The 24,758-nt window shown below is 72.4% G+C and carries 23 protein-coding genes, 1 tRNA gene and 1 riboswitch; of the genes, 12 read left to right on the top strand and 12 right to left on the bottom strand.

The genetic code is table 11. The features are described 5' to 3' along the window. The first annotated feature begins 1 nt into the window (after position 1). Together GA0070622_RS01880 and pknB are read left to right on the top strand one after the other, a co-directional pair. Positions 2-1,363: a serine/threonine-protein kinase gene (locus GA0070622_RS01880; RefSeq protein WP_091566076.1), complete on the top strand. Its 1,362-nt coding sequence runs from the start codon at positions 2-4 to the stop codon at positions 1,361-1,363. After that, positions 1,360-3,180 carry a Stk1 family PASTA domain-containing Ser/Thr kinase gene (gene pknB, locus GA0070622_RS01875; protein ID WP_091566072.1) on the top strand — a complete coding sequence of 607 codons (1,821 nt, stop codon included), beginning with the start codon at positions 1,360-1,362 and terminating at the stop codon, positions 3,178-3,180. The genes GA0070622_RS01880 and pknB overlap by 4 nt, the downstream gene beginning before the upstream one ends. A 329-nt stretch (positions 3,181-3,509) precedes the next feature. Here pknB and GA0070622_RS01870 read toward each other — a convergent pair whose 3' ends face one another. The 4 genes from GA0070622_RS01870 to GA0070622_RS01855 form a co-directional block, all read right to left on the bottom strand. Then, the gene (locus GA0070622_RS01870; RefSeq protein ID WP_091566067.1) at positions 3,510-4,160 is read right to left on the bottom strand and encodes an aminodeoxychorismate/anthranilate synthase component II; all 651 of its coding nucleotides are present in this window, start codon (positions 4,158-4,160) and stop codon (positions 3,510-3,512) included. A gap of 4 nt (positions 4,161-4,164) precedes the next feature. Continuing rightward, positions 4,165-4,449, bottom strand: coding sequence for a hypothetical protein (locus GA0070622_RS01865; protein ID WP_091566062.1), 285 nt, complete (start codon positions 4,447-4,449; stop codon positions 4,165-4,167). A gap of 3 nt (positions 4,450-4,452) precedes the next feature. Further along, positions 4,453-5,436, bottom strand: coding sequence for a class E sortase (locus tag GA0070622_RS01860; protein ID WP_245666100.1), 984 nt, complete (start codon positions 5,434-5,436; stop codon positions 4,453-4,455). A 1,274-nt stretch (positions 5,437-6,710) separates the two neighbouring features. Continuing rightward, complete coding sequence (locus GA0070622_RS01855; protein WP_091566060.1) at positions 6,711-7,517, bottom strand: DUF881 domain-containing protein; 807 nt, start codon at positions 7,515-7,517, stop codon at positions 6,711-6,713. A gap of 231 nt (positions 7,518-7,748) precedes the next feature. Here GA0070622_RS01855 and GA0070622_RS01850 point away from each other — a divergent pair, with 231 nt between their 5' ends. Together GA0070622_RS01850 and GA0070622_RS01845 are read left to right on the top strand one after the other, a co-directional pair. Next, positions 7,749-8,012 (top strand): cell division protein CrgA, encoded by a 264-nt coding sequence (locus tag GA0070622_RS01850; RefSeq protein ID WP_091566056.1) that lies wholly within the window; start codon positions 7,749-7,751, stop codon positions 8,010-8,012. 167 nt (positions 8,013-8,179) lie between these two features. Continuing rightward, positions 8,180-10,378, top strand: coding sequence for a (Fe-S)-binding protein (locus GA0070622_RS01845; RefSeq protein ID WP_091566053.1), 2,199 nt, complete (start codon positions 8,180-8,182; stop codon positions 10,376-10,378). A 67-nt stretch (positions 10,379-10,445) separates the two neighbouring features. Here the strand turns inward: GA0070622_RS01845 and GA0070622_RS01840 are convergent, their stop codons facing one another. Further along, the gene (locus GA0070622_RS01840; RefSeq protein WP_245666099.1) at positions 10,446-11,117 is read right to left on the bottom strand and encodes a GOLPH3/VPS74 family protein; all 672 of its coding nucleotides are present in this window, start codon (positions 11,115-11,117) and stop codon (positions 10,446-10,448) included. Positions 11,118-11,199: 82 nt separating this feature from the next. On the opposite strand from GA0070622_RS01840, the gene GA0070622_RS01835 reads away from it, so the two are divergent. From GA0070622_RS01835 to GA0070622_RS01825, 3 genes are all read left to right on the top strand, one after another. Continuing rightward, complete coding sequence (locus GA0070622_RS01835) at positions 11,200-12,507, top strand: hemolysin family protein (RefSeq protein ID WP_091576757.1); 1,308 nt, start codon at positions 11,200-11,202, stop codon at positions 12,505-12,507. Then, positions 12,500-13,504, top strand: coding sequence for a hemolysin family protein (locus tag GA0070622_RS01830; RefSeq protein ID WP_091566047.1), 1,005 nt, complete (start codon positions 12,500-12,502; stop codon positions 13,502-13,504). The genes GA0070622_RS01835 and GA0070622_RS01830 overlap by 8 nt, the downstream gene beginning before the upstream one ends. A gap of 170 nt (positions 13,505-13,674) precedes the next feature. Further along, on the top strand, positions 13,675-14,685 hold the full coding sequence (locus tag GA0070622_RS01825; protein WP_091576754.1) for a C40 family peptidase: 1,011 nt from the start codon (positions 13,675-13,677) through the stop codon (positions 14,683-14,685). A 67-nt stretch (positions 14,686-14,752) separates the two neighbouring features. Here GA0070622_RS01825 and GA0070622_RS01820 read toward each other — a convergent pair whose 3' ends face one another. Beyond that, positions 14,753-16,786, bottom strand: coding sequence for an N-acetylmuramoyl-L-alanine amidase (locus GA0070622_RS01820; RefSeq protein WP_091566042.1), 2,034 nt, complete (start codon positions 16,784-16,786; stop codon positions 14,753-14,755). Positions 16,787-17,006: 220 nt separating this feature from the next. Beyond that, a riboswitch (cyclic di-AMP (ydaO/yuaA leader) is annotated at positions 17,007-17,144 on the top strand. A 13-nt stretch (positions 17,145-17,157) separates the two neighbouring features. Here GA0070622_RS01820 and GA0070622_RS01815 point away from each other — a divergent pair. After that, the gene (locus GA0070622_RS01815) at positions 17,158-18,192 is read left to right on the top strand and encodes a C40 family peptidase (protein ID WP_091566039.1); all 1,035 of its coding nucleotides are present in this window, start codon (positions 17,158-17,160) and stop codon (positions 18,190-18,192) included. Between the two features lie 72 nt (positions 18,193-18,264). Here GA0070622_RS01815 and dcd read toward each other — a convergent pair whose 3' ends face one another. After that, positions 18,265-18,843: a dCTP deaminase gene (gene dcd / locus GA0070622_RS01810; RefSeq protein ID WP_091566035.1), complete on the bottom strand. Its 579-nt coding sequence runs from the start codon at positions 18,841-18,843 to the stop codon at positions 18,265-18,267. 78 nt (positions 18,844-18,921) lie between these two features. Here dcd and GA0070622_RS01805 point away from each other — a divergent pair, with 78 nt between their 5' ends. Then, a complete protein-coding gene (locus GA0070622_RS01805; RefSeq protein ID WP_091566032.1) occupies positions 18,922-19,467 on the top strand; it encodes a pyridoxamine 5'-phosphate oxidase family protein in 546 nt (181 codons plus the stop codon). Between the two features lie 74 nt (positions 19,468-19,541). Here the strand turns inward: GA0070622_RS01805 and GA0070622_RS01800 are convergent, their stop codons facing one another. Next, positions 19,542-20,531 carry a zinc metalloprotease gene (locus tag GA0070622_RS01800; protein WP_091566029.1) on the bottom strand — a complete coding sequence of 330 codons (990 nt, stop codon included), beginning with the start codon at positions 20,529-20,531 and terminating at the stop codon, positions 19,542-19,544. A gap of 202 nt (positions 20,532-20,733) precedes the next feature. Between GA0070622_RS01800 and GA0070622_RS01795 the strand changes: the two genes are divergently transcribed. After that, positions 20,734-20,807: transfer RNA gene (locus GA0070622_RS01795), tRNA-Gly, on the top strand. Positions 20,808-20,865: 58 nt separating this feature from the next. Here the strand turns inward: GA0070622_RS01795 and GA0070622_RS01790 are convergent. The 3 genes from GA0070622_RS01790 to GA0070622_RS01780 all read right to left on the bottom strand — a co-directional run bounded on the left by GA0070622_RS01790 (position 20,866) and on the right by GA0070622_RS01780 (position 23,114). After that, positions 20,866-21,606: a dienelactone hydrolase family protein gene (locus tag GA0070622_RS01790; protein ID WP_091566026.1), complete on the bottom strand. Its 741-nt coding sequence runs from the start codon at positions 21,604-21,606 to the stop codon at positions 20,866-20,868. Positions 21,607-21,782: 176 nt separating this feature from the next. Beyond that, positions 21,783-22,745, bottom strand: coding sequence for a phosphotransferase enzyme family protein (locus tag GA0070622_RS01785; protein WP_091576752.1), 963 nt, complete (start codon positions 22,743-22,745; stop codon positions 21,783-21,785). Between the two features lie 102 nt (positions 22,746-22,847). Beyond that, positions 22,848-23,114 carry a helix-turn-helix domain-containing protein gene (locus GA0070622_RS01780; RefSeq protein WP_091566020.1) on the bottom strand — a complete coding sequence of 89 codons (267 nt, stop codon included), beginning with the start codon at positions 23,112-23,114 and terminating at the stop codon, positions 22,848-22,850. A 77-nt stretch (positions 23,115-23,191) separates the two neighbouring features. On the opposite strand from GA0070622_RS01780, the gene map reads away from it, so the two are divergent. After that, the gene (gene map, locus GA0070622_RS01775) at positions 23,192-23,962 is read left to right on the top strand and encodes a type I methionyl aminopeptidase (protein ID WP_091566017.1); all 771 of its coding nucleotides are present in this window, start codon (positions 23,192-23,194) and stop codon (positions 23,960-23,962) included. A 103-nt stretch (positions 23,963-24,065) separates the two neighbouring features. Beyond that, positions 24,066-24,227 carry a hypothetical protein gene (locus tag GA0070622_RS32340; protein ID WP_176558756.1) on the top strand — a complete coding sequence of 54 codons (162 nt, stop codon included), beginning with the start codon at positions 24,066-24,068 and terminating at the stop codon, positions 24,225-24,227. Positions 24,228-24,252: 25 nt separating this feature from the next. Here the strand turns inward: GA0070622_RS32340 and GA0070622_RS01770 are convergent, their stop codons facing one another. Beyond that, on the bottom strand, positions 24,253-24,750 hold the full coding sequence (locus GA0070622_RS01770) for a GNAT family N-acetyltransferase (protein ID WP_091566013.1): 498 nt from the start codon (positions 24,748-24,750) through the stop codon (positions 24,253-24,255). Between the last annotated feature and the right edge of the window lie 8 nt (positions 24,751-24,758).

The raw sequence follows: 24,758 nt of genomic DNA, 5'->3' as shown, positions 1-24,758 counted from the left end.
CGTGCTCAGCCCGGGTGTGCAGCTCGGCAACCGCTACCGCCTGGACGAGCGGATCGCCAGCGGTGGCATGGGCGACGTCTGGCGCGGCACCGACCAGGTGCTGGGCCGTACGGTCGCGGTCAAGAGCCTGCTCCCCGCGCTGCTCGACGAGCCGGGCTTCGCCGAGCGGTTCCGTGGCGAGGCGCGGACCATGGCCACCATCAACCACCCCGGCGTGGTCGACGTCTACGACTTCGGCAGCGACCAGCAGATCGCCTTCCTGGTGATGGAATACGTGGAGGGCGACGCGCTCTCCGCCACGCTCAGCCGGGTCGGCCGGCTCACCCCGGCCCGCACCATGGCGTTGCTGGCCCAGGCCGCCGACGCGCTGCACGCGGCCCACGAGAAGGGCATCGTGCACCGGGACGTGAAGCCCGGGAACCTGCTGGTGCGGCCGAACGGCACGCTGGTGCTCACCGACTTCGGCATCGCCCGGTCCGACCTGGTCGGGCAGCTCACCGCCGCCGGCTCGGTGCTCGGCACCGCCTCGTACATCTCTCCGGAGCAGGCCACCGGCGCGGTCGCCACCCCCGCTTCCGACGTGTACGCGCTCGGCGTGGTGGCCTACCAGTGCCTGGCCGGGCGGCGCCCCTTCGAGGGGGACAATCCGCTCGAGATCGCCATGAAGCACGTACGCGACGCACCCCGGCCGCTCCCCGCCGACATCCCGCCCCAGGTGCGCGCGATCGTCGAGCGGTCGATGGCCAAGGACCCGGCGGCCCGCTGGCCCAGCGCCGCCGCGCTGGCGAGCGTCGCCCGCCAGGCCAAGCTCGCGCTCTCCCAGCAGGCGCGCGCCGGGCACCCGATCTCCGGCGCCCCGGCCTCACCCGCCGCGCCCGTCGCGCGGGCCCAGGTGCCGACCGCCGCCCCGCGCCCGCAGCCCCGCCCGCCCGTGGCCCCGGCCCGCCCACCGGTGGCGCCGCGTCCGACCATGGTCGCGCACCCCGCCCCGCAGGCCCGCCCACCGGTGGCGCCGCGCGGGGCGGCCCCCGTCCCACAGCCCCGACCGCAACACCACCCCCAGGGGTACGCCCGCCCGCCCGCCGCGCCGCCGCCCCAGCGCCGTTCCCGTTCCGGGCTCTGGACCACGGCGATCGTGGTGGCCGTGCTGGTCATCCTCTGTTCGGGCGTGATTTCTTTCTGGTACCGGAAATACGTGGCCGGTGCCGCCGGTCCGCCCGTACCGGCGAGTGTGAGCGTGACGTCCGGCGCGGTGCGGGCGTACGGGGACGACTATCCGGTCCGCACGTCGTACCGTCGTGAGGTACGCCTCCAGCCGGCCGGCGGCGGTTCGACGACGAGCGAAGGACGAGAGACGCGATGACAGCGCAGGCCCGCCTGCTCGGTGGCAGGTACCAGGTCGGCGAGCTGCTGGGCTACGGCGGCATGGCGGAGGTGCACCGCGGTCGCGATCTCCGGCTCGGGCGGGACGTCGCGATCAAGATGCTTCGTGCCGACCTGGCCCGCGACGCCACGTTCCAGATGCGGTTCCGTCGGGAGGCGCAGAACGCCGCCTCGCTCAACCACCCGGCCATCGTCGCCGTCTACGACACCGGCGAGGAGACCGCCCCGACCGGCGAGACGCTGCCGTTCATCGTGATGGAGTTCGTCAACGGGCGGACTCTCAAGGAGGTCCTCGGCGTCGAGGGGCGGCTCCAGCCGCGCCGGGCGCTGGAGATCTGCGCCGACATGTGCGCCGCCCTGGAGTTCAGCCACCGGCACGGCATCATCCACCGGGACATCAAGCCCGGCAACGTGATGCTCACCCAGACCGGCCAGGTCAAGGTGATGGACTTCGGCATCGCCCGCGCGCTGGCCAGCGGCGCGACCACGATGACGCAGACCAGCGCGGTCATCGGCACGGCACAATACCTGTCCCCCGAGCAGGCGCGCGGCGAGGCGGTCGACGCCCGCTCCGACGTCTACGCCGCCGGGTGCGTGCTGTTCGAGCTGCTCTGCGGGCACCCGCCGTTCGTCGGCGACAGCCCGGTCAGCGTGGCCTACCAGCACGTACGGGAGCAGCCGCCGACGCCCAGCACGATCAACCCGGACGTCAACCCCGCGGTCGACGCCATCGTGCTCAAGGCGCTCTCCAAGAACCCGCTCAACCGCTACCAGAGCGCCGGCGAGATGCGGGCGGACCTGCTCCGCGCCGCCGCCGGCCGGCCGGTGCTGGCGACCCCGGTGATGCCGTCCGAGGAGACGATGCCGATGGCGGCCGCCGGAGGCGGCTACCACCAGGCGCAGCAGACCCAGATGATGGGCCCGCAGACGCGCCAGCAGGCGCCGGCCCGGGTCGGGGATCCGCGCAAGCGCAAGTCCTCCTCCTGGGTCATCGCCACGTTCGCCGCGCTCGGTGTGCTCGCGGTGATCGCGCTGGGCACCGCGCTCTGGCTCAACCAGACCGGGGCCGAGAAGGTCTCCGTGCCGAAGCTGGTGGACAGCACGCAGGCCGAGGCGCAGGCGGCGCTGACCCAGGCCGGGCTGCGCTACGTCAACGGTGACCCGGTGCAGAACACGGAGTGCAAGAAGGGCACCGTCGTCAACCAGAGCCCGGGCCCGGGCCTGCGGGTGGAGAAGAACACCGCCGTCTCGGTCCAGATCTGCACCGGCCCCGGCGAGGTCACCATCCCCACCGGTCTGAAGGGCAGCACCTTCGATGCCGCGAAGGCCCGCCTGGACGAGCGGAGCCTGGTCGCGGTGCGCAAGGACGTGACCAACAGCGCGCCCGAGGGCCAGGTCGTCGAGGTCTCGCCCGCCGAGGGCAGCCCGGTGGCCGAGGGCAGCAAGGTGACGCTCTCGGTCTCCAAGGGCAACGTCGGTGAGGTGCCGAACGTCCGTGGCTACACCGAGGACCAGGCGAAGCAGCGGTTGAAGGAAGCCGGCTATGACGTCAGGACCCGGGAGGGCAACGAGGTCGAGCCGTCCCAGGCGGGGAAGGTTAGCAGCCAGTCGCCGTCCGCCGGCACCAAGCTGCCTCGCGGTGAGACCGTGACCATCGAGGTCGACGTGCCGATCGAAGAGCAGAGCGAGAGCCCGACCCCGCCGAGCGCGACCCCGAGCGGTTCGCCCAGCACGCCGGGTGGCGGCGGTGGGGGCTTCCCGTTCCCGACCGTCCCGCCGACGCGAAGCAACGGCTGACGGCTGTCGACGCACACGTGGCGGTGCCCCGGACGACCGGGACACCGCCACGCTGCTTCTCCGGACGCATGAGTCGGGGTGGAACGCCACGGGCGCATCCCAACGCGGGAAACACCCACCGGGTCCCACCCACACCGTCCCCCGTCGAGATCTTGGTACGGCCCCGCCCCCCTGAGGGCAGCCCCGTACCAAGATCTCGACAACGTGTCGTCCCCTCCCGAACCCGTCCCCTGTTGACCATGAAGTTGGCGGCGACAAATCGGGCGTGACCTGCCGCCAACCTCATGATCGACGGGGCGCGGGGTGCGGGGTGCGGGGCGCGGGGTGCGTCAGGCTGCGGCGAAGGCGGCGCGGCGGCGGGCGTCGACCTCGGCGGCCAGCTCCGGGGCGCGCTCCAGCGCCTCCGGGAAGCCGCACGTGGCCAACCAGTTCGCCAGCATGACGTGACCGCCCTCGGTCAGCACCGACTCGGGGTGGAACTGCACGCCCTCGATCGGCAGCGTGCGGTGCCGCATCGCCATCACCACCCCGGAGGCGGTACTGCCGGTGACCTCCAGCTCGTCCGGGAGCGTCTCGGGCAGCACCGCGAGTGAGTGGTAGCGGGTGGCGGTGAACGGGTCGGGCAGGCCGGCGAGCACGCCGACGCCGTGGTGGTGCACCTCGGAGGTCTTGCCGTGCAGCAGCTCCGGGGCCCGGGTCACGGTGGCCCTGAACGCCTCACCGATGGCCTGGTGGCCGAGGCAGACGCCGAAGAGGGGGAGCTTGCCCGCGTACTCGCGGATGACGTCCAGGCAGATGCCGGCCCGGTCGGGGCTGCCCGGTCCGGGCGAGAGCAGCACGCCGTCCGCGCCGACGCGGCCCACCTCGGCGACGTCGATCTCGTCGTTGCGCCGTACCTCGCAGTCCACGCCGAGCTGGCCGAGGTACTGCACGAGGTTGAAGACGAACGAGTCGTAGTTGTCGATCACCAGGACGCGCATCGGGTCACCTGTTCGGGGTGGAGGGCGGGGCGTTGTTGGTCTCGGTGCTGTAGGGGAGTTCCTCCTCCTCGCCCGGCAGCCCGGTCGGGTCGGTGAGCCCTCCCCCAGGAGCGTCGCCCGGTACGCCGGAGTCCTGCGTGACCTGCACGTCGTCGAAGGGCAGCAGCGGCTCGGCCCAGGGAAAGACCACGAGCCAGAGCAGGGCGACCGTGGCGGTGGCCAGCAGCACCGAGCCGATCAGCTTCCCGGGCAGGCCGAACGGCAGCTTCCGCCAGATCCACGAGTACACGGGTCAGGCCTCCAGTTCGGCCGGGCGGCCCGCCGACTTCGCCTGGGCGTGGTCCAGCCGGGCGTGGACGATGAGCCGCTGGTAGTTGTCGAACTTGGGGTTGCAGGTGGTCAGCGTGAGCAGCTTCTCGGTCGCCTTCCGGTCCGGTTTGCCCGGTACCGGCGCGACCACCTCCACCTGGGAGGGCTTGACGATCCGCTGCTGGTAGACCCGGTAGACGAGCCACTCGGTCTTGGTCTCGACCACGATGACGTCGTCGGCCTTCAACTCGTCCAGCCGCCAGAAGGTGGAGCGGATGCGGTGACCGGCGACGGAGAAGTTGCCCACCTCGCCCGGCATGGCGCTGTCCGGGTAGTGGCCCGGGGCGTACCGGATGTCGTCCGGGCTGACGCCCTCCACCACCACCCAGTGCTTGTCGAACTTGGGGATGTAGAGGCCGGCGACGGGCTTCCCCTCGGCCGGCGGCTTCGGCTTCACGCTCGGCCCGGTGGTCGGGCCGACGGTCGGGTCCGTCTCCCACTCCCGGGCGAGCTGACCGCTCAGGTCGCTCTGGTGGGCGTCGACGATGACCGACTTGCCCCAGATCTCGTAACCGGCGAAGAGCAGCACGACCAGGCCGAAGGTGATCAGCACCTCGCCGGTGCCGCGAATCACCGAGCGCAGCCGGGAGCCCGTGGTCGGGCGGGTCAGTTCGGAGTAGACGCTGCGGTAGCCCTCGCCGGTCTGTTCCGGCCGGAGCTGCACCACCCGCTCGCCGCGCCGTGGGCGCGGCGGCTCCGCCGGTGGCTCGTCGCCGCCGTCGCCGGTGTCCTGCACCGGGGGTACGGCGCCCATCAGCGCTGTGGAGTCCAACCGCGGATCGGCGGGCGGGCGGCTGACCGGGCGCAGCACCGCCGTCGCACCCGGGTCGCCGGGCTGCTCGGGGCCGGCGTCGTGCCGTTGCGACGCGCGGGCACGCGGCTCGGACGCGCCGGCCCGCTCTCCCACCGGGGGCAGGAAGTCGGTCGGCCCGTCGGCGGGGGCGGCCGGTCGGATCGGGCCGGGAGCACCACCGCGAGCGCCGGACGGCGTCGCCGGCGCGCGATCCGGGTCGGCGCGGTGCTCAAAGGGGCCGACGGGGCCCGGCGGGGGTTGGTCGGTGCGCGACGTCGGATCGAACCGGCGGCCGGACGGCCCCGAGAAACGCCGGTCCTCGGGGGTGGCCGGGCCGCCGACTCCGCTGCGGCCGTCGGAGCGGTACGGATCGGCGGGCCTGGCCGGTGCCGCGGCGGACCGGGCATCCGCGGGCCCGGCCGGCCGGTTCTCGGCAGCTCGCCCCCCCGCCGTCCCGGGGCCGTCCGGGTGCTGGCCGCCCGAACCGGTGGGCGGGCGGCCGAGGCCGCGCGCCGACTGCCGGGCGTCCTCGTGGGGCGGAGGCGGGTACGCCTCGACGCGTGGCGAGGACGGGGTCCCGGCGTGGGACGACGGCGGATACCCCTCGGCGCGTGCCGGCTGACGGGTCTCGGGGTGGGACGAGGGCGGGTACGTCTCGGCGCGTGCCGGCTGACGGGTCTCCGGGCGGGGCGACGACCGGTACGACGGGGGGCGGGTCTCGGTGTGGGGCGTCGATGGGTAGCCCTCGGCGCGCGCCGGCCCGTGCGGCTCGGCCCGGTCCGCGGTGCTCGGCGGACGGGCCTGGTTGCCCGGCCAGGCGGGCGGGGGCGGGGCGCTGGGCCGGCCGCCCGCGTCGCCGTGGCCGTGGCCGTGGTTGCGACGTTCCGGCTCCCAACCGCCGGTCTCCGGGCGGGCGGGTTCGCGGCGGGTGGGTGCGCGGTCCCCGGTGCCACGGCCGTCGGGTGCGCGGTCGCCGGCGCCACGGCCGTCGGGTGCGCGGCGGCCGTGGCGCCGGCCGGCGGGGTCGCCTCGGTCCGGCCCCTGGCCACGGGGATCCCACCGGTCGGGTAGCCCACGGCTCGCGTCACCGGCGCCAGGGTCACGGCCCGGCCCACGGGTGTCGAGTTCGCGTCCCAGGCCATGGGCACGGAGGTCCCGGCCGAGGTCACCGGGGCCAGGGTCACGGCCGGGGCGACGGGCGCCCGGGTCACGGCCGCCGAGGTCGCGACGGGCCGGGGACGAGTGGGTCGGGCCGGCGTCCGGCCAGGGCAGGTCGAGCGGGGGCCGGGCCGGGGCGGGCGCCGGACGGTCGACGGTGGGGAGGAACGCGGTCGGCTCCTCGTGCGGGTCGTCGGGGCGACCGTGGCGTTCCGCGGGGCGGTCGCCGGTCACCTGGGCACCGTCGCCGATTGCAGCGCGGTGGAGTCCTCGAACGCCGGCACGGTGACGGTGGAGACCCGCTCGACGTAGCCGAGCTGGTAGTGGTCGGCCACTTCCTTGAACACCCGGACTCCCTCAGAGGCGGCGAGCGCCCGCTGGAACTCCGCGGGATCGCCGATGGCCACGATCTTGAAAGGAGGGGAGTAAACCCGGCCGTGCAGCAGCAGGGTGTTACCGACGCAGCGTACCGCGCTGGTGCTGAGGACGCGGACGTTCATGATTGACATGGCCTCCGCGCCGCCGGCCCAGAGCGCGTTCACCACCGCCTGCACGTCGCCCTGGTGCACGACCAGGTCGTCGTTGCTGGCGCCCTTGGGCAGCGGCTGGCCGGGGCCCCAGTCGGCGTCGTTCAGCTCGATGGTGATTCCGGTGCCGGTGAGCGCGGTGAACCCGGCGGCCTGCCGGCTGGCGGCGGCCCGGTCCCGCTGGAGCTTGACCGGCCCGTCGGTGCCGGCCAGCGCCTCGGTCTGCTGCTCGACCTCGTCGCGCAGCCGCGCCGCCTTCGCCTCGCTGGCCGCGACCTGCTCGCGCCGGTCCTCGATGAGCTGGGTGAGCTGGGGCCGCCGGTCCTCGCGCAGCGAGGTGCCGCCGGCGGTGGTCGCGGTGGTGGTGAAGAGCAGCCCCGCCGCGGCGGCGATCAGGGGCACGCCGATCGACCAGCCCGGGCGGCGCTGACGCGCTCGTCGGGGCAGCAGACCGGCGACCGCGCGGCGGAGGACCTTCTGCCAGGAGGCGGCGCCGGACGTGTACTCCACCGGGCGTTCCCTTTCCCGTCGTCTCGTTCCGGCCCGCGCCGATGCGAACCGACCTGCTCGACCCGAAAAGTCCCGCTCTTTTCGGTCACTCCGTGCACCGGCCTGACCCCATTCGTGGCCTGGACGGTCCGTCGGGACTACGCTAGCTGTCGAACATTATTGGCCATGGACCGTCGCCCCCGCGCCCGGTTGTCAGGCCGGACGAGGTCGTACCCCCCTCTGGAGAGCGTCGTGCCCAAGTCTCAGGTCCGCAAGAAGAAGGTGTACACCCCGCCGACGGACGTCCGCCCGACGGCGACGGCGGCGACGCGCAAGCCTAGCCCGGTCTGGCTGCCGATCACCGCGGTCGCGCTGATCGCGGTGGGCATCGGCTGGCTGGTGATCTACTACCTCTCCGAGCAGGCCTACCCGGTCGCCTCGTGGGGTTACTGGAACCTCGCGGTGGGCTTCGGCGCGATGGTCTCCTCGCTGATCCTGCTCTCCCGCTGGCGCTGAGTCGCCCGGTCGCACGTCACGCCACGCCGCCCCTGTCCGGCACCCGGACTCCGCTGCACCTAAGGTGTCCGCAGGGCGGCGTGGCCGGTGCGAGAAGACTCACGTTACTGCTGGGTAACCTTCCGCGTAGGCTGCACTGACAAGCAGCAGACCGGGAGGCCAACTCGATGGGCAGCGTCCAGATCGTCACCACGATCCTCGCGGCCGCCATCACCGCCGTTGCGGTGTGGCTTGCGGTGCGCGCGGTCATGAAGATGACGGCCGTCATCCGGCTGGGGCAACCCGCGCCGGAGCGGTTCGCCGACAAGGGCGCCCGCACGAAGAAGATGCTGGTGGAGACCGTCGGTCACACCCGCATGCTGAAGTGGAGCGTGGTCGGTGCCGCGCACTGGACCGTCATGGTCGGCTTCGTCGTGCTGTCGCTGCTGGTGCTGGAGGCCTACTTCGAGGTCGTCACCCCGACCGGTGGGTTGCCGATCATCGGGTCCTGGACGATCTTCGGTCTGGTCACCGAGTGGATCGGCATCCTCGGCCTGATCGGCATCGTGGTGCTGATGGCGATCCGGCTGCGCAACCGGCCCGGTCGCGCCGAGAACCGCTCCCGCTTCACCGGCTCGACCATGTGGCAGGGCTACTTCGTCGAGTGGATCGTGCTGCTGGTCCTGATCTTCGGTTTCGTCATCCGGGGCTTCAAGGTCGCCACCGACCACTTCGAGTACCCGGTCTGGGCCACCCCGCTCAGCCACGCCGTCGGCGCTGCGCTGCCGAGCTGGGAGAACGGCGCGAGCATCGCCGCGCTCATCAAGATCGTCATCTCGATGACCTGGCTCATCGTGATCTCGCTGAACGTCACGATGGGTGTCGCCTGGCACCGGTTCCTGGCATTCCCGAACATCTTCTTCAAGCGCGACCCGGAGAAGCCCGCCGGTTCCGGCCTGGGCCCGCTGCGCCCGATGACGAGCGAGGGCAAGCCGCTCGACTTCGAGGAGGCCGACCCGGAGAAGGACCAGTTCGGTGTCGCCCAGGTCGAGCAGTTCAGCTGGAAGGGCCTGCTCGACTTCAGCACCTGCACCGAGTGCGGCCGGTGCCAGTCGCAGTGCCCGGCCTGGAACACCGGCAAGCCGCTGTCGCCGAAGCTGCTGGTGCTGAGCCTGCGCGACCACGCGTACGCGAAGGCGCCCTACCTGCTGGCCGGCGGCGGCAAGGACCTCACCGGCGAGGAGAAGGCCACCGAGGCGCAGCTCGCCCACATGGACGTGCTGGCCCTGGCCGAGGCCGACCGCCCACTGATCGGCACCGCCGAGGAGGGCGGCGTCATCGACCCGGACGTGCTCTGGTCCTGCACCACCTGCGGCGCCTGCGTCGAGCAGTGCCCGGTGGACATCGAGCACGTGGACCACATCGTCGACATGCGCCGCTACCAGGTGCTGATCGAGTCGAGCTTCCCGTCCGAGGCCGGCGTCATGCTCCGCAACCTGGAGAACAAGGGCAACCCGTGGGGCGCCCCGCAGAACACCCGCGAGGACTGGACCAAGGGCCTCGGCTTCGAGGTGCCCCGGGTCGGCGAGGTCGACGACTTCGAGTACCTGTTCTGGGTCGGCTGCGCCGGCGCGTTCGAGGACCGGGCCAAGAAGACCACCCGCGCGGTCGCCACACTGCTCAACGAGGCGGGCGTCTCCTTCGCCATCCTGGGCGAGGGCGAGACCTGCTCGGGTGACCCGGCCCGGCGCATCGGCAACGAGTTCGTCTTCCAGATGCTCGCCCAGCAGAACGTCGAGACGCTGAACGAGGCGTTCGACGGCCGGGAGAAGAGCAAGCGGAAGATCGTCGCGACCTGCCCGCACTGCTTCAACACGCTGGGCAACGAGTACGGCCAGCTCGGCGGCGAGTTCGAGGTGGTGCACCACACCCAGCTGCTGGCCCACCTGGTCAGCGCCGGCAAGCTCACCCCGGTGCAGCCGGTCGACGGTGGCGTGACCTACCACGACCCCTGCTACCTGGGCCGGCACAACCGGGTCTTCGCCGCTCCCCGTGAGGTGCTCGGCGACTCCATCCAGGGCGAGCTGACCGAGATGCCGCGCAACAGCGAGCGCTCCTTCTGCTGCGGCGCCGGCGGTGCCCGGATGTGGATGGAGGAGAAGATCGGCAAGCGGATCAACGTGGACCGGGTCGAGGAGGCCATGTCCACCGGTGCGAAGACCATCGCGGTCGGCTGCCCGTTCTGCTCGACCATGCTCAACGACGGCGTGAACGGCAAGGGCGCCGGCGAGGACGTCGAGGTGGTCGACGTGGCCAGCGTGCTGCTGCGCTCGGTCAAGCCGGACGCGCCGGCCGGCGAGAAGGAGACCGCTCCGGCGGCCGGCTGAGGCGTACCCCGGCGGGAAGCCGGGCCACGACGGCGGCGGCACCCACGCGGGTGCCGCCGCCGTCGTGTCAGCTGGTCGTGGTGACGCTGATGGCGGCGGTGGCGGTGGTCGCGACGATCACCGCGGCCTGCATCTCCTCGATCGCCTTCTTCACCGCGGCGGAGGCCCAGTCACCGGCGGCGATCTCGGTCATCCGGGCCTTGACCCGCTCCTTCGGCAGCTCGCGGAAGAGCTTGCGGTCCAGGCCGACCGCCCGGGTCAGGGTGAGAAGCGCGGCGGTCCGGGCGTCGACCGGGCCGTCGCCGACCAGCGCGTCCACCATCCGCCGCCGGGCCGCCGTCTCCACCGCCGGCTCCGCGCCGGTCGGCGAGGGATAGCGGGTACGCGGGAAGACCAGCAGCACCCGGTCGGAGTCGCGGCGCAGCACCCCGGAGCCGACCAGACCGTCGAGCACCCGGTCCGGCAGTCCCTTGGCGAGCTTGCCGATCCAGTCCTTCGGCTTGCGGGGCCGCCCGGCCCCGACGGTGGCCAGCGCCTCGTCGAGCAGGGGCACGCCGGTGGGGGCGGGGTCGGTCACCACCAGCCGCTTGTCCACCACCTCCACCCGGCGGGCGAGGGCCAGTTCCAGCAGCACCGCCCCGGCGAGGCCGTAGTCCAGATGGGGGCGGCCGAGCCGGTTCGTGCCGGCGTCGTCGTAGGCGAGCAGGACCAGTTCGTCGGTGAGCAGCAGGCCGTCCATACCCGCCACGCTACGGGTGCCGCACCACCGGCGCCCACGTGCCACAATCACGCCCATCGACGGCCTGTTGGTTCTGACGCTGTTGCCCCTGGTCGGCTTCGTGCTGCTGACCGCGGGCAACGCATTCTTCGTCGCGGCCGAGTTCGCCCTGGTCACGGTCGACCGCGCGGAGATCGACCGGCGGGCCGACGAGGGCGACGGACGGGCCGCCACGGTGCGGCGGGCGCTGCGGGACCTGTCCTTCCAGCTCTCCGGCGCGCAGCTCGGCATCACCATCACCGCGCTGCTCACCGGCTATCTGGCCGAGCCCGCCCTGGCCCGGCTCGTCGCGCCGGCCCTGCACCCCTTCGGCGGGGCGGACCGCTTCTCCGGGCTGCTCGCCCTGGCGCTGGCCACGCTCGTCTCGATGCTCTTCGGCGAGCTGGTGCCGAAGAACCTGGCGCTGGCCCGCCCGATGCCGGCGGCCCTGGCCACGGCCGCGCCGATGCGGGGGTTCTCCCGCGCCTTCGGCTGGCTGATCCGGCTGCTCAACAACTCGGCCAACCGGCTGGTGCGCCGCCTCGGCGTGGAGCCGCAGGAGGAACTCGCCAGCGCCCGTTCCCCGGAGGAGCTGGGACTGCTGGCCGCCATCTCGGCGCGGGCCGGCGCGCTGCCGCCGGACACCGCGATGCTGCTGCGCCGCACCATCCGCTTCGGCGACAAGCGGGCCGCCGAGGCGATGACCCCCCGGGTGGACGTGATCGCGTTGCGGGCCACCGCCTCCGTCGCCGAGCTGCTGGAGGCGTCCCGGCGGACCGGCCGGACCCGGTTCCCGGTGTACGAGGAGACGCTCGACCTGGTCACCGGTGTCGCCGGGGTGCCGGACGCGCTCGGCGTGCCGCTGGCCCGTCGGGCCGGCACCACCGTCGCCGCGGTCGCCCGGGAGCCGGTGTACGTGCCGGAGAGCCTGGACCTCGACGGGGTGCTGGCCGCGCTGAAGGACGCCGGCGCGGACCTGGCCATCGTGGTCGACGAGTACGGCGGCACGGACGGCGTGGTGACCGTGGAGGACCTGGTCGAGGAGCTGGTCGGGGAGATCGCCGACGAGTTCGACCCGGACGCGGTGGACGGCTTCGGGCCGGCGGAGCTGACCGTGCCCGGTGGCGAGCGGACCGTCCTGGTCGACGGCGTGCTGCGGGCCGACGAGCTGGTCGAGCAGACCGGCTTCCGGCTGCCCGAGGGGCCGTACGAGACGTTGGGCGGGTTCCTGATGGCCCGGCTCGGCCACATCCCGGTCGCCGGTGAGACGGTCGACGACGCGGGCTACGAGTTCACCGTGGTGGAGGTCGACCGGCACCGGATCGAGCAGGTCCGGGTGGTCCGCCCCGAGGAGCCCGACGACGGTGCCTGAACTGCTTGTCGCCCTGGTGCTGCTGCTCGGCAACGCGTTCTTCGTGGGCAGCGAGTTCGCGTTGATCGCGTCCCGGCGCACCGTGATCGAACCGCTCGCGGCGACCTCGAAGCGGGCGCGCTGGGCGCTGGCCGCGATGAACCAGATCCCGCTGATGATCGCCGGCGCGCAGCTCGGCATCACGGTCTGCTCGCTCGGCCTGGGCGCGATCGCCGAGCCGGCGCTGGCCCACCTGCTGGAGGTGCCCTTCGAGGCGCTCGGACTGCCGGCGTCGGCGGTGCACCCGGTGGCGTTCGTGATCGCGCTGGCCGTGGTGGTGTTCCTGCACACCGTGGTCGGCGAGATGGTGCCGAAGAACATCACGCTGGCCGGGCCGGAGCCCTCGGCGCTCTGGCTCGGCCCGGCCATGCTCGCGTTCTGCCTGGCCACGAAGCCGCTGCTGGTGGCGATGAAGTGGTCGGCGCGGCAGGTGCTGCGGTGGTGGCGGGTGGAGGCGACGGACGCGGTCAAGACGGTGTTCACCGCCGAGGAACTGGCCGGGCTGGTGTCGCAGGCGCGGACCGAGGGGTTGCTGGACGCCGAGGAGCACGCCCGGATCACCGGCGCGCTCGCCCTGCACAGTCGTACCGCGGCCGACGCCCTGCAACCCTGGTCGACGGTGACCACGGTGGCCGAAGACGTCTCACCGGCCTCGCTGGAGGTGCTGGCGACCCGCACCGGCCGGTCGCGTTTCCCGGTGGTGCAGCGGGCCACCCGCCGGGTGCTCGGTTTCGTGCACGTCAAGGACGTGCTCGGATACGCCGGGGCGAGCCGTCGGGCCCCGGTGCCGGCCGACGTCTACCGGCCGCTGGCCGTGGTGCCGCCGGACCGTACGCTCGCCGATCTGCTGCTCGCGATGCGTCGCGAGCGCCGGCACATGGTGCTGGTCAGCGACGGTCGTCGGCCCCTCGGCGTGGTGACGCTCGACGACGTATTGACGGCCATCGTCGGCAAGTGAATGAACACCCTTGGTGTGCAACCGATTGCGGATACGTGATTGAACAAAAGGTCGCCTTGATTCCACCCCGGTGCTTTCCCTAATGTGGGGCACCGACCGCTGTGGGTCGTCTGCCTCGACCTTCCCTCTCGCGAGGCGCCCGGCGGTCGGTTGCAAAGGAGTCCGTGCCGGTGGCAACCATGCCCCCTCGACGTCACGCCCCGAGCGCTCGACCCGGCCGTCCGGCCGGGTTCCACCGGGTGGTACGCCGTCTCCTCACCCTGGTCGCGGCCGTCGCGGTCGGCGCCGGGATGCTGGCGGCCCCGGCGCACGCGGCGCCCTCGGTCGACGAGATCGACGCCCAGATCGACAAGCAGTGGGAAAAGCTCGAACCCACGATCGAGGACTACAACAAGGTCAACGCCCAGCTCAAGGCGGACCAGAAGAAGTCCGCGGAGCTGCAGAAGAAGATGGTGCCGCTGGAGCTGGCCTCGACGCTGGCCATGAACAAGGTCGGTGACATCGCCGCCCGCTACTACATGCGGGGCCCGTCGCAGGAGATGGGCGCGCTGCTGGTGAGCACCAAGCCGGGCACCCTGGCCGAGCAGCTGGTGATGCTCGACCGCATCGCCGACGACCAGCGCAAGCAGATCGCCGGTGTGCTCGCGGCCCGCGACAAGTACAACGCGCAGAAGCAGAAGCTGGACGCGCTGATCGCCACCGAGATCGAGCGCAAGAACAAGCTGGCGGCGCAGAAGAAGCAGATCGACTCCGAGATCAAGCGGCTGACCGCGATGCTGCCGGTGACCTCGATCCGCCCGGAGGGCTGCCCGTCGATCGACGGTGTGGTGAGCAGCGCCGCGCGTACCGCGATCAAGACGGCATGCGCCCAGGTCGGTGACCCGTACGTGTGGGGGGCCACCGGGCCGAACTCGTTCGACTGCTCCGGCCTGACGCAGTACGCGTACAAGGCGGCGGGCATCTCGCTGACGCACTTCACCGGCGCGCAGTGGAACGAGGGCCGGAAGATCTCGGCGAGCGAGGCACGCCCCGGTGACCTGGTCTTCTTCTTCAGCGACCTGCATCATGTCGGGATCTACCTGGGCAACGGTCTGATGGTGCACGCGCCGCGCACCGGCAAACCGGTCCAGGTGGGCAAGCTGCAGTACATGCCGGTCGCGGGTTACCGCCGGCCGTACTGACCCGTTCGCTCCGACGGGAAGGCCCCCGGTCCAGCTGGACCGGGGGCCTTCCCGTGTCGGTGGGCCGTTACCGCGGCGCGCCGATCGGCGACGGCAGGACCAGCACGTCGTCGAGGTTCACGTACATGATCCGGTGACCGAACTGGACCTGCACGTAGCGGTTCTCGCCGCGCACCACGGTCCGGTCACCCGGCGCCGAGCCGTCGAACGAGACCGCGCGGTAGTACTCGCCGGGCAGCACCCCGCCGACCGCGTACCGCTGGCCCGCCGCGAGCGTGTACTGCAACGGCGAGATGGTCTGGTAGGGGATGGTGTCCGGGTAGGCGGCCTGCTCCGGGTAGGCGCGGCCGTACACCGGGATCGTGGCCCTGCCGGGCCGCGGGGTCACCACGAAGCCGGTGGCCCACTTCGCGGTCGGCGCCGACGCCGGGTTGAGGAACCACGCCTTCTGGCCGAGGTACCAGATCGCCGTCCAGTCGCCCTGCCGGCCGGCCACCGCGTACGTCTGGCCGGCGGAGGCGCGGGCGCCGTGGTCGGAGATGTACATCGTGTCCGGCGTGCCGTCCGGGCGCAGCCCGAGGTCGTTGACCAGCGGGGCGTCCACGCTCGGCGCGGTCCGCAGGACCACCGCGGAGGAGCCGCGCGACGGGCAGGTCGCGGCCGGCGGGGTGGGCGTCGGGACGCCCGGCGGCTGCTGGTTGCAGCCGACGAACGCCGGCCGGTTGGTGGCGAAGTCCGGGTCGATGGTGACCAGCCCGGTGCGGGCCGTGCCGGTGCTCCGGAACGGCGCCTTCATCAGGTCGAAGTAGTGCGACCAGTCCCAGTAGGGGCCCGGGTCCCAGTGCATGCCCTTCACGGTGCCGGCGGTGGTGCCCGGCACGTTGTCGTGCCCGATGATGTGCTGCCGGTCCAGCGGGATGCCGAACTTCAGCGCGAGGTGGCGGACCAGCTTGGCCGAGGCCCGGTACATCGCCTCGGTGTACCAGGTGCCCTGACCGGCGAAGCCCTCGTGCTCCAGACCGATGGACTTGGCGTTGACGTACCAGTTGCCGGCGTGCCAGCCGACGTCCTTGGCCTTGATGTGCTGGGCGACGTAGCCGTCCACCGAGCGCAGCGTGTAGTGCCAGCCCAGGTAGTCGGCCCGCTTCACCAGGTCGACGCTGGGGCCGAAGTAGCCCTCGGTGTCGTGGATGACGATGTATTCGATCTTCTGCTGCTTCGGCCGGTTGCCCAGGTCGTGGTTGCCGTAGTCGCCCGGGTCGGCGCTGAGCTGCTCGTACGGGGCGGGGATCCACTCACAGGCCAGCCGGACCGGGCACTCCAGGCCGTCCGGCCGCTGGGCGTGGCGCAGGCCGAGCCGGGCCAGCCGGGACCGGTCCGGCCGGGCGGCGGTGGCGGCCAGCGTGACCCGCTGCCCGTCGTCGGTGGTCCGGGTCGCGCCCTGGCCGAGCTGGTCGTAGACCTCGTCGGCGAAGGCCGCCGCCGCGTCGGCGGTGTCCGCGCCGGAGTAGCGGGCCACCGCGCCGTACCAGGCCGCCGCGTCGGTGCCGGCGCCGACCGGCCCGCCCAGTGCCTTCTGGTACGACGCGAGCAGCGCCGCGCCACCGCGGATGTTCGCCGCCGGGTCGGTGCGCAGCGTCTGCGCGTCGAGCCCGGTGAGCGTCGCGGCGGTGTCGATCGTCTGCAGCGAGGCGCGGGGCAGCGGGGTCTCCCGTGCCGGCGCGGCGGCGGTGGCCGGGTCGAGGGTGAGCGGGCGGGAGTCGTCGCCGCGCGGGTCCTCGTCCTCGTCGACGTGGGCGCTGCCCGGGGTGGCGAGGACGTGTGCCGCGTCGGTCAGGTGCATCGGGCCGTAGCCGCCGCTGGTGCTGGGTTGGCCGGGGTGGGTGTCCCAGCGGGACTCGAGGTAGGAGACGCCGAGCAGCACGTTCTGCGGCACGCCGTACTCGGTGGCCGCGGCGGCGTACTGCCGTTGCCGGTCGGTGGCGGGTCCGGCCGTCTCCGGCGCGGCGGTCACCGGGCCGGTGACGGCCAGCGCGGTGGCGGTCGCCACGGCGGCGGCCAGCAGTATCCGTCCGCCCGACGGTGGGGTGGAGAGGTGCATCGAACCTCCTGGACAGGGATGGGGGTCACTGCGTCCCCACCCTCACTCCGCACACCCGCGAGGGTCAATACCTTTCCAGCAGGTAATCCTTAATGAAAGAAAACTTCACCCAGGTGTCGGTACGGAGTGTCACGGCGTCCCGAGTTGCGGATCGATAACGACGGCTCCTACTCTGGTGAATCGTCGGCCGCCAGTCTCACCGTCCAACCCGGTCGGTGACGGTCCGGCACCGCCGAGTCGCCCACGGGCGAGCCGGGGAACCAGGTACCTGGGGTGAATCCGCAGCGGAGCTGCGGTAGGGCGGCTCCCTTCCCGTCCGAATCCGTCAGCTAACCCGGTAGGCGGTCAGGAAGAAGGAGTACGGACGCCCGGTGGCACTCCATGCCCCGCGGCCGTCGTCGAACCGGTCGGTCGACCGGTCCCTCGTCGCGCCGCGTTCCCGCTGGTCCCGCTTCACCACCGCCCTCGCCGCCCTGGTCGGCACCGCCGTCGTTCTGACCGGCGGCGCCACGGCGGCCCACGCCGAACCCTCGGTCGCCGAGATCGAGGCCCAGATCGACCGCGACTGGAACAAGCTCGAACCGGTCATCGAGCAGGTCAACGCCGTACGCGAGCAGCTCGCGGTGCGGCGCAAGCAGGCCGACGCGCTCGGCCGGCAGATCGCCCCGCTGCAGGCCCGGGTGGACGCGGCGTTGGGCCAGGTCGGCGGGCTCGCCGCCGACGCGTACAAGGGCGACAACCTCTCCACCGTCAACGCCCTGCTGGGCAGCCGCTCGCCGGGCGACCTGGTCAGCGGCCTGGAGCTGCTCGACCGCTTCGCACACCACCAGCAGGAGCAGGTGCGTGCCGTCGCCGAATTGCGCGACGAGCTGGCCGCCAAGAAGCGGCCGCTGGACCAGATGGTCGCCGACCTGAGCCGCACCGAGGCGCAGCTCGCGACGAAGAAGAAGCAGATCGACACCGAGATCGCCAAGCTAGAGAAGCTGCGGCTGAAGGTGTACGGCAAGGGTGGCGGCGGCCCGCTGCGCCCGGCGCCGTGCCCCGCCGGCTACCCCGGCGGCCCGGCCGGGGCTGCGGTCAAGTTCGCCTGCGCCCAGATCGGCAAGATCTACGTCTGGGGGGCCGCCGGCCCGGACCACTTCGACTGCTCCGGCCTGACCATGGCCGCCTGGGCCAAGGGCGGGGTCTCGCTGCCGCACAACGCGCGGCAGCAGCACGACGTGACGAAGCGGGTCAGCCGGTCCGAGCTGCGCGCCGGTGACCTGGTCTTCTACTACGGCGACCTGCACCACGTGGGCATGTACGTGGGCGACGGCTGGGTGGTGCACGCCTCCCAGTCCGGCAAGCCGATCACCATGAAGCGCGTCGACGACGGCGACATCAACAGCTACGGCCGCCCCGCCTGAGGTGTAAGGAAGGGCCCCCTCTTAACGCATTCTGCATAGGAGGGGGCCCCTCTTAACAAGAGGCGTTCGGCGTCAGCGGGTCGGCCAGGTGCGCCAGCTCTGCCAGGACCGGCTCGGCGTCGGGCCGCGCTGGCCCTGGTAACGCGATCCGTAGACGGCCGAGCCGTACGGGTGCTCGGCCGGCGAGGAGAGCCGGAAGATGCAGAGCTGACCGATCTTCATTCCCGGCCAGAGCGTGATCGGCAGGTTCGCCACGTTGGACAGCTCCAGCGTGACGTGGCCGGAGAAGCCCGGGTCGATGAAGCCGGCGGTGGAGTGGGTCAGCAGGCCGAGCCGGCCCAGGCTGGACTTGCCCTCCAGTCGCCCGGCGAGCTGGTCGCCCAGCGAGATCACCTCCAGCGTGGAGGCGAGCACGAACTCGCCCGGGTGCAGCACGAAGGGCTGGCCCTCCGGCACCTCCACCATCGACGTCAGGTCGTCCTGCTGCACCGACGGGTCGATGTGGGTGTAGAGATGGTTGTTGAAGACCCGGAACAACCGGTCCAGGCGTACGTCGATGCTGGACGGCTGCACCAGCGTGGGCTCGAAGGGCTCCAGCGCGAGCGTGCCCGACTTGATCTCGGAGACCAGGTCGCGGTCGGAGAGCAGCATCGGAACACCATAGCGACCGGTACGGGTGACCTGCGTGTCGCACTACTTCTTCGTACACGTGTTCGATAGAATGTCCGCATGGCTTCCTGGTCCGAATTCGCCGCCGACGAGCCCCGCCTCGCCGACGAGATCCGCCTCCTGATGCAGCAGTACGGGCCGGGCTTCGGCTACCTCGCCACGGTCCGCGCCGACGGCGGCCCGCGGGTGCACCCGGTCTCCCCGGTGATCACCGCCGACGGGCTCTGGTGCTTCGTCATCGACTCCCCGAAGCGCCGCGACCTCGAACGCGACGGCCGCTACGCGCTGCACTCCTTCCCGCCGGAGGAGAGCGACGACGAGGCCTACGTGGCGGGCCGGGCCCGTCCGGTGACCGATCCGGCCACGGTTGCCCGACTGGCCCGGGTCGCCCGGGCGGCGCCGCAGGGTGACTGGCGGCTGTTCGAGTTCACCGTCGACGTGGCGATGCTGACCCGGCGCGACCCGGTGGCCCAGCCGGGTGCCGGCCGGCCGCAGATGCGGGTCTGGCTCGACCCGCGGGGCGCCACGCCGGCACGCCGTGACCCGCTCGCCGCGGACGGCCGGCGCGGCCGGCACGGCTTCGACACCCGCCGCCCGGCTGCCTGAGCCGCCTGCCGAAACGACAGGTGCCGGCCCCGTTTGAGAACGGGACCGGCACCTGTCGTGTGGTGCGGGTGAGGTCAGGCCGCGCGGTAGGCGTTCCACGCGGTGAGCATGCGGCTCGCCTGGCCGGCGGTGAACTGGTACATGCAGGAGTCGTAGGTGTAGTCCATGAAGTTGGTGATCGGGTCCTTGCCGGCCGTGGAGCAGGTGTCCCGACCGGTCGGGCACTCGTACGCCGGCGACGCCTCGGCCGGGGTGTCGGAGACGCTGTCACCCGAGCCGGAGCATCCGCCCTGGAAGGTGTGGTAGAGGTTCAGCCAGTGGCCGACCTCGTGCGTACCGGTGTCGCCCTGGTTGTAGTTGGTCGCCGTGCCGCCGGGCAGCGACTCGCTGAGCACGACCACGCCGTCCATCTTGTCCAGCGTGCGCTTCGGGAAGGTCGCCCAGCCCAGCAGGCCGTCGCTCAGCTCGCCCAGGTAGATGTTGAGCGTGTTCTTGCCGCCCGTACGCAGCGAGGTCTTCATCGAGCGCTCGGCCGAGGAGCCCTGCACGATCGGGTACCAGGACGGGTTCGTCACCCGGTTGATCTTCGTGAGCTGGAACGCGAAGGCGGTGGCGGCGCCACCGGTAGAGCCCGCGTACGACTGGTTGAGCACGGTGATCTGCTGGTTGATCAGCGAGTCCGGGATGTTGCCGCCGGCCCGGGTGCTGTTCTCCTGGATCACGTGCACCACGACCGGGATGGTCACGGACGCCAGCGGGGTGACGGTCGGGCCGGTCCGGAAGTTGGCCCGCTCGCGCTGCGCGGCGGCGAGGTCGGCCTCGCGCTCGCGCACCTGCTGGGCGGTCAGCTCGTTCGGGTCGAGCCGGGGGTGACCGCCCTTGGCGACGCGGGCGTCGGCGTGGCCGTGGGCGTCGGCCGGCTCGGCGCAGACGCCGGCCGGGGCGGCCGAGAAGGCCGAGGCAGCGGGGACGACGCCGACGGCAGCGGTGCTGAGCAGCAGCGCGAGGGTCGACGTCGCGACACCGGCGGTACGCCGGGTCAGCAGGTTGGGACGGGGTCCCATGGGCCCACCTCTTTCTGACGGCGTGGCAGGGGGTGTGTCACGCCGGGTCGGAAACGTGGAGCAGACGTTACATCCCATCGACGGATTTGAGAACGCCCATATGTTGCCGGCACGCAACATCCTTGATCCACTCCTGCCCGACGGCGGGGCGGGGGTGCCTGGGTGCACGGGAGTGGTGACCTCAGGTACAGTGGTGCCGCCTGCGGGTGTAGTTCAATGGCAGAACATCAGCTTCCCAAGCTGACAGTGCGGGTTCGATTCCCGTCACCCGCTCCAGCACGAAGGCCCTGGCCAGGACGTGAATCCGGGTCAGGGCCTTCGATGTCGGCTCACCTCACCCGGCGGCCCTCAGGTGTCGGGCGAAGAACCGGTTCCCGTCGTCGCCCTCGTGTGCCGGGATGCCGGTGTGCCCGCCCATGTTGGCGTGCAGCGTCTTCTCCCGGGAGCCGAACGCGTCGAACAGGTCCAGCGCCAACTGCCGGTCGTTGCCCTCGTCGTCCCACTGCAGCAGGACCAGCAGCGGGATGGTGACCTGCCGCGCCTCCTCGAACATCACGCGGGGCACGTAGCTGCCGGCGAACAGCGCGGCGGCCGAGATACGCGGCTCGACCACCGCCAGCCGGACGCCGATGGCGATCACGCCGCCCGCGTAGCCGACCGGGCCGTCGATCTCGGGCAGCGCGAGGAGCGCGTCGAGGGCGACGCGCCACTCGGGGACCGCCTGGTCGACCAGGGGGAGGACGAGCCGTTCGACGATCTCGTCGGCGACCGGCTCGCCGGCCTGGATCGCGCGGCGCAGGTCGACGCGGGCCTGGTCGGCGGCGGCGGAACGGGGCCGGTCGCCGGCGCCGGGCAGTTCGAGGGTGGCCGAGGCGTAGCCCGCCGCCGCGGCGTGCCGGGCCCGGGCCGCCAGGCGCGGGTACATCCGGCGCAGGTCGCCGGGGTGGCCCTGCAGGATCAGCGGCGTCGGCCCGGATGCCGTCGGTGGCGTCCACAGGATGCCGGGGATCTCGTCGAGGGTGAACTCGCGCTCGCGTACGCCGTCGTCGAGGCGTCGTTCGGAGATGAATCGCACGTCGTGCCTTTCGGGAGTGCGCTGAACGGCGCTCCCGGACGACCTATCGCCCGACCGTGACCCCGGAGGGGAGCACCCACGTCGATACGTTCACGGGTACCACCTCCTCGTCAGCTGCACGGCCTCCGGCACCGTAGCAGTGGCCGCCGAGGGCCGCCAACGGTTTTCCGCGTGGGTCAGGGCGCGTAGTCGGGGTGGGCGACGGTCTCGGCGATGCGGGTCAGCCAGTGCAGGTCGTTGGCGCGGGATTCCGGGCCGCCGCCCGAGTTGAGGATGCTGTCGAGGAACGCGGCGACGTCGTCGAGGTGCCGCTCCCCGCGGTAGTAGCTCAGCGTCGTCGGGTCGGGCTCCCACGGGCCGTAGCCGCGACGGAAGAGGTCGGCGCGGCGCGCGTCGACCGGGTGGTCGCCGAAGTCCTGGCTGAGGACGAACATCAGGTCGCGCTCGCGCGGCGCGAGGATCGGCGCGTCCCAGTCCACGACGTGCAGGGGACCGGCGCCGTCGGCGATCAGGTTGCCGGGGTGGATGTCGGCGTGGCAGATGACGTGTCGACCCCGGGGGACCCGGGCGGCGAGGTCGTCGACCAGTGCCGACAGCCGGTGCAGCGCGTCGCCGTACCGGTCCCAGAACCCGCCCAGGTCGGGGCTCGCCGCGGCCTGACCGCTCAGGGCCCGCAGCCGGTTGCCCGCGCCCGACCGGTACGTCTCGACCGGTAGCGCCGCCGCGACCTCGGCGCTCGGCGCGACGGTGTGCAGCCGGCCCAGGAACTCGCCGTACTCGGTCCACTGCCGGTCGGTGAGTCCGCGGCTCCAGAGGCTGCCGCCGTCGTGGAACGGGTAGAGCAACAGCCGGTAGTCCCCGAACGCGTGGCCGGTGCCGCCGGGCGGGTCGATCGGCGCGACGACCTGCCGGATGCCGCGCGCGCGGAGGAAGCCCGGCAGCAGGACGGCCGCCCGGGTGAACGCGCCGTGCCGCAGTTTCAGGAAGTAGCGCTGGCCGTGGGCGGTGTCGACCCGGTAGGCCCAGGCGTGCCCGTCGAGCCCGACCGGCAGGAACGCAAGCTCGGCGACGTCCACGGCCCACGCGGCACTCACCGTGGCGGCCAGCGCCCGCTCGTCGACGTCTGGCTTGTCGATCACCACCAGAGCGTCGCAGCCCACGCCGGGGCCGACAACGCGATTTTCGCGGAACCCACCGACGTCGACGCCCGCGCCGCCCACCCGGTGCTGACCGGTCGGGCGTCAGGATGCCTGGCGGACGGGCATGTCGGCCAGCCAGACGTCGGCCAGCTCGGCGAGCGGGACGCCGAGGGCCTGGCTGAGGCAGACCACCGTGCCGAACGCCGGCGCGGGGAGACGGCCCGCCTCGATCTTGCGCAGCGTCTCGGGGGAGATGCCGGCCGCCAGCGCCACCTCGCCCAGGCTGCGCCCGGCGCGCGCGGCCCGGAGCGCGACCCCGAGGCGTTGGCCCGCGGCGATCTGTTCGGCGGTGAGCGGTTGGCGAACCATGCGAGCAGGATATCCCTCCAGGAGGCGGCGCCGGGCCGGCGTGGTATAAAAATACCGCATCGGAGAGGGAGGCTGTCGTGATCGAGCTGAAGTCCGTCGAGGAGATCGACCGGATGGCGGTGACCGGCCAGTTCGTCGGCGAGCTGCTCGCCGAGCTGGGCGCCGTCGTCGACGTCGGCGTGAACCTGATGGACCTCGAACACCTCGCCCGGCGGCGGATCAAGGAGCGCGGCGCCGAGTCCTGCTACTGGGACTACGCCCCGTCGTTCGGCCGCGGCCCGTTCCGCAACGTGCTGTGCCTGTCGGTCAACGACGCGGTGCTGCACGGCCTCCCGCACGACTACGTCCTCCGCGACGGTGACCTGCTCAGCATCGACATGGCCGTCGGCATCGACGGCTGGGTCGCCGACTCCGCGCTCTCCGTCGTCGTCGGCACCCCCGACCCGGCCGACCTGAAGCTGATCGAGGCCACCGAGGTCGCGCTGGAGGCCGCCATCGCCGCCGCCCGGCCGGGCGCCCGCCTCGGTGACGTCTCCGCCGCCATCGGCGAGGTCGCCGGCTCCTACGGCTACGGCGTCAACGGCGAGTTCGGCGGCCACGGGATCGGCCGTACCATGCACGAGGCCCCACACGTGGCCAACAGTGGCCGTCCCCGCCGTGGCCTGCGGCTCGACCCCGGCCTCACCATCGCCATCGAGCCCTGGTTCTGCCGCACCACCGACAAGATCAAGTTCGACGAGGACGGCTGGACGATCCGCTCGGCCGACGGCTCCCGCACCGCCCACTCCGAGCACACGGTCGCGATCACCGAGGCCGGACCCCGCGTCCTGACCCGCCGCCCCGCCTGACGGCATCCACCGGCGCGTTTGATCGACTCCAGCTCGGGGAGGTGGCGGGGTCGCGGCCCGTTGGATGCCGCCACCTCGGCGGTCTGGTGTGGATCATAGGGCCATGAAGGAACCGTACGTCCTGGATCGCGGTGCGGGCCCCCGGTGGACCGTGCACCCGCCCGTCGATCCGTACGGGGACGGCTACGTCCACACCGCCGTGATGGAGTTACGGGAGGACGGGCTGACCGCGTCGACCGTGGCGGAACTGGACGGCGTACCGTGACCGGAGCGGCGCACGGCCGCCCCGGTCAGACCGGAGACCACCGGGTCAGGTCGAGGACGTGGCGCAGCCCCGGCTCGCCGCCCAGGTCCACCTCGCCGTCCGGCACGAACCCGGTACGCCGGAGCACGGCCAGCGAGGCGGGGTTCGCCAGCGCCGCCGAGGCGACCAGGCGGCGCAGGCCGTGCGCGTCGCGGGCCAGCTCGCAGACGCGCCGGACGCCCTCCTGGGCGACGCCGCGCCCGGCGGCGCGTTCGGCCACCCGGTAGCCCAGCTCGGCGCTTCCGTCGGCCACGTCGACCAGGTTGAACCGTCCGATCACCCAGCCGTCGTCGTCCACCAGCACGTGGAAGTGGCACGTGCCCCGGTCCTGCTCCAGGAGCAACGCCACCTGCCGGTCGGCGAACTCGTCGAAGTAGTCGTCACCACGGTCGGGAACGTACCGGGCGAAGTAGGCCCGGTTCTGCCACTCGAACCGGTAGACGAGATACGCGTGGCGGGCGGCGAGGCGTTCGAGCTGCGGCACCGCGCCAG

It is taken from the genome of Micromonospora sediminicola, assembly GCF_900089585.1.
Lineage (GTDB): Bacteria > Actinomycetota > Actinomycetes > Mycobacteriales > Micromonosporaceae > Micromonospora > Micromonospora sediminicola.
Note: the sequence above shows the minus strand (reverse complement) of the source record. Positions and strands in the feature narration are given on the sequence as shown.

What these genes read in the sequence shown, in the direction of transcription:
- dcd (WP_091566035.1), bottom strand. Translation starts at nt 18,843, where the DNA reads ATGCTGCTCTCCGACCGCGACCTGGTCTCCGAGATCAAGTCGGGCACG.
- GA0070622_RS01805 (WP_091566032.1), top strand. Translation starts at nt 18,922, where the DNA reads ATGGCTTCCTGGTCCGAATTCGCCGCCGACGAGCCCCGCCTCGCCGAC.
- GA0070622_RS01800 (WP_091566029.1), bottom strand. Translation starts at nt 20,531, where the DNA reads ATGGGACCCCGTCCCAACCTGCTGACCCGGCGTACCGCCGGTGTCGCG.
- GA0070622_RS01820 (WP_091566042.1), bottom strand. Translation starts at nt 16,786, where the DNA reads ATGCACCTCTCCACCCCACCGTCGGGCGGACGGATACTGCTGGCCGCC.
- GA0070622_RS01845 (WP_091566053.1), top strand. Translation starts at nt 8,180, where the DNA reads ATGGGCAGCGTCCAGATCGTCACCACGATCCTCGCGGCCGCCATCACC.
- pknB (WP_091566072.1), top strand. Translation starts at nt 1,360, where the DNA reads ATGACAGCGCAGGCCCGCCTGCTCGGTGGCAGGTACCAGGTCGGCGAG.
- GA0070622_RS01840 (WP_245666099.1), bottom strand. Translation starts at nt 11,117, where the DNA reads ATGGACGGCCTGCTGCTCACCGACGAACTGGTCCTGCTCGCCTACGAC.
- GA0070622_RS01870 (WP_091566067.1), bottom strand. Translation starts at nt 4,160, where the DNA reads ATGCGCGTCCTGGTGATCGACAACTACGACTCGTTCGTCTTCAACCTC.
- GA0070622_RS32340 (WP_176558756.1), top strand. Translation starts at nt 24,066, where the DNA reads ATGAAGGAACCGTACGTCCTGGATCGCGGTGCGGGCCCCCGGTGGACC.
- GA0070622_RS01780 (WP_091566020.1), bottom strand. Translation starts at nt 23,114, where the DNA reads ATGGTTCGCCAACCGCTCACCGCCGAACAGATCGCCGCGGGCCAACGC.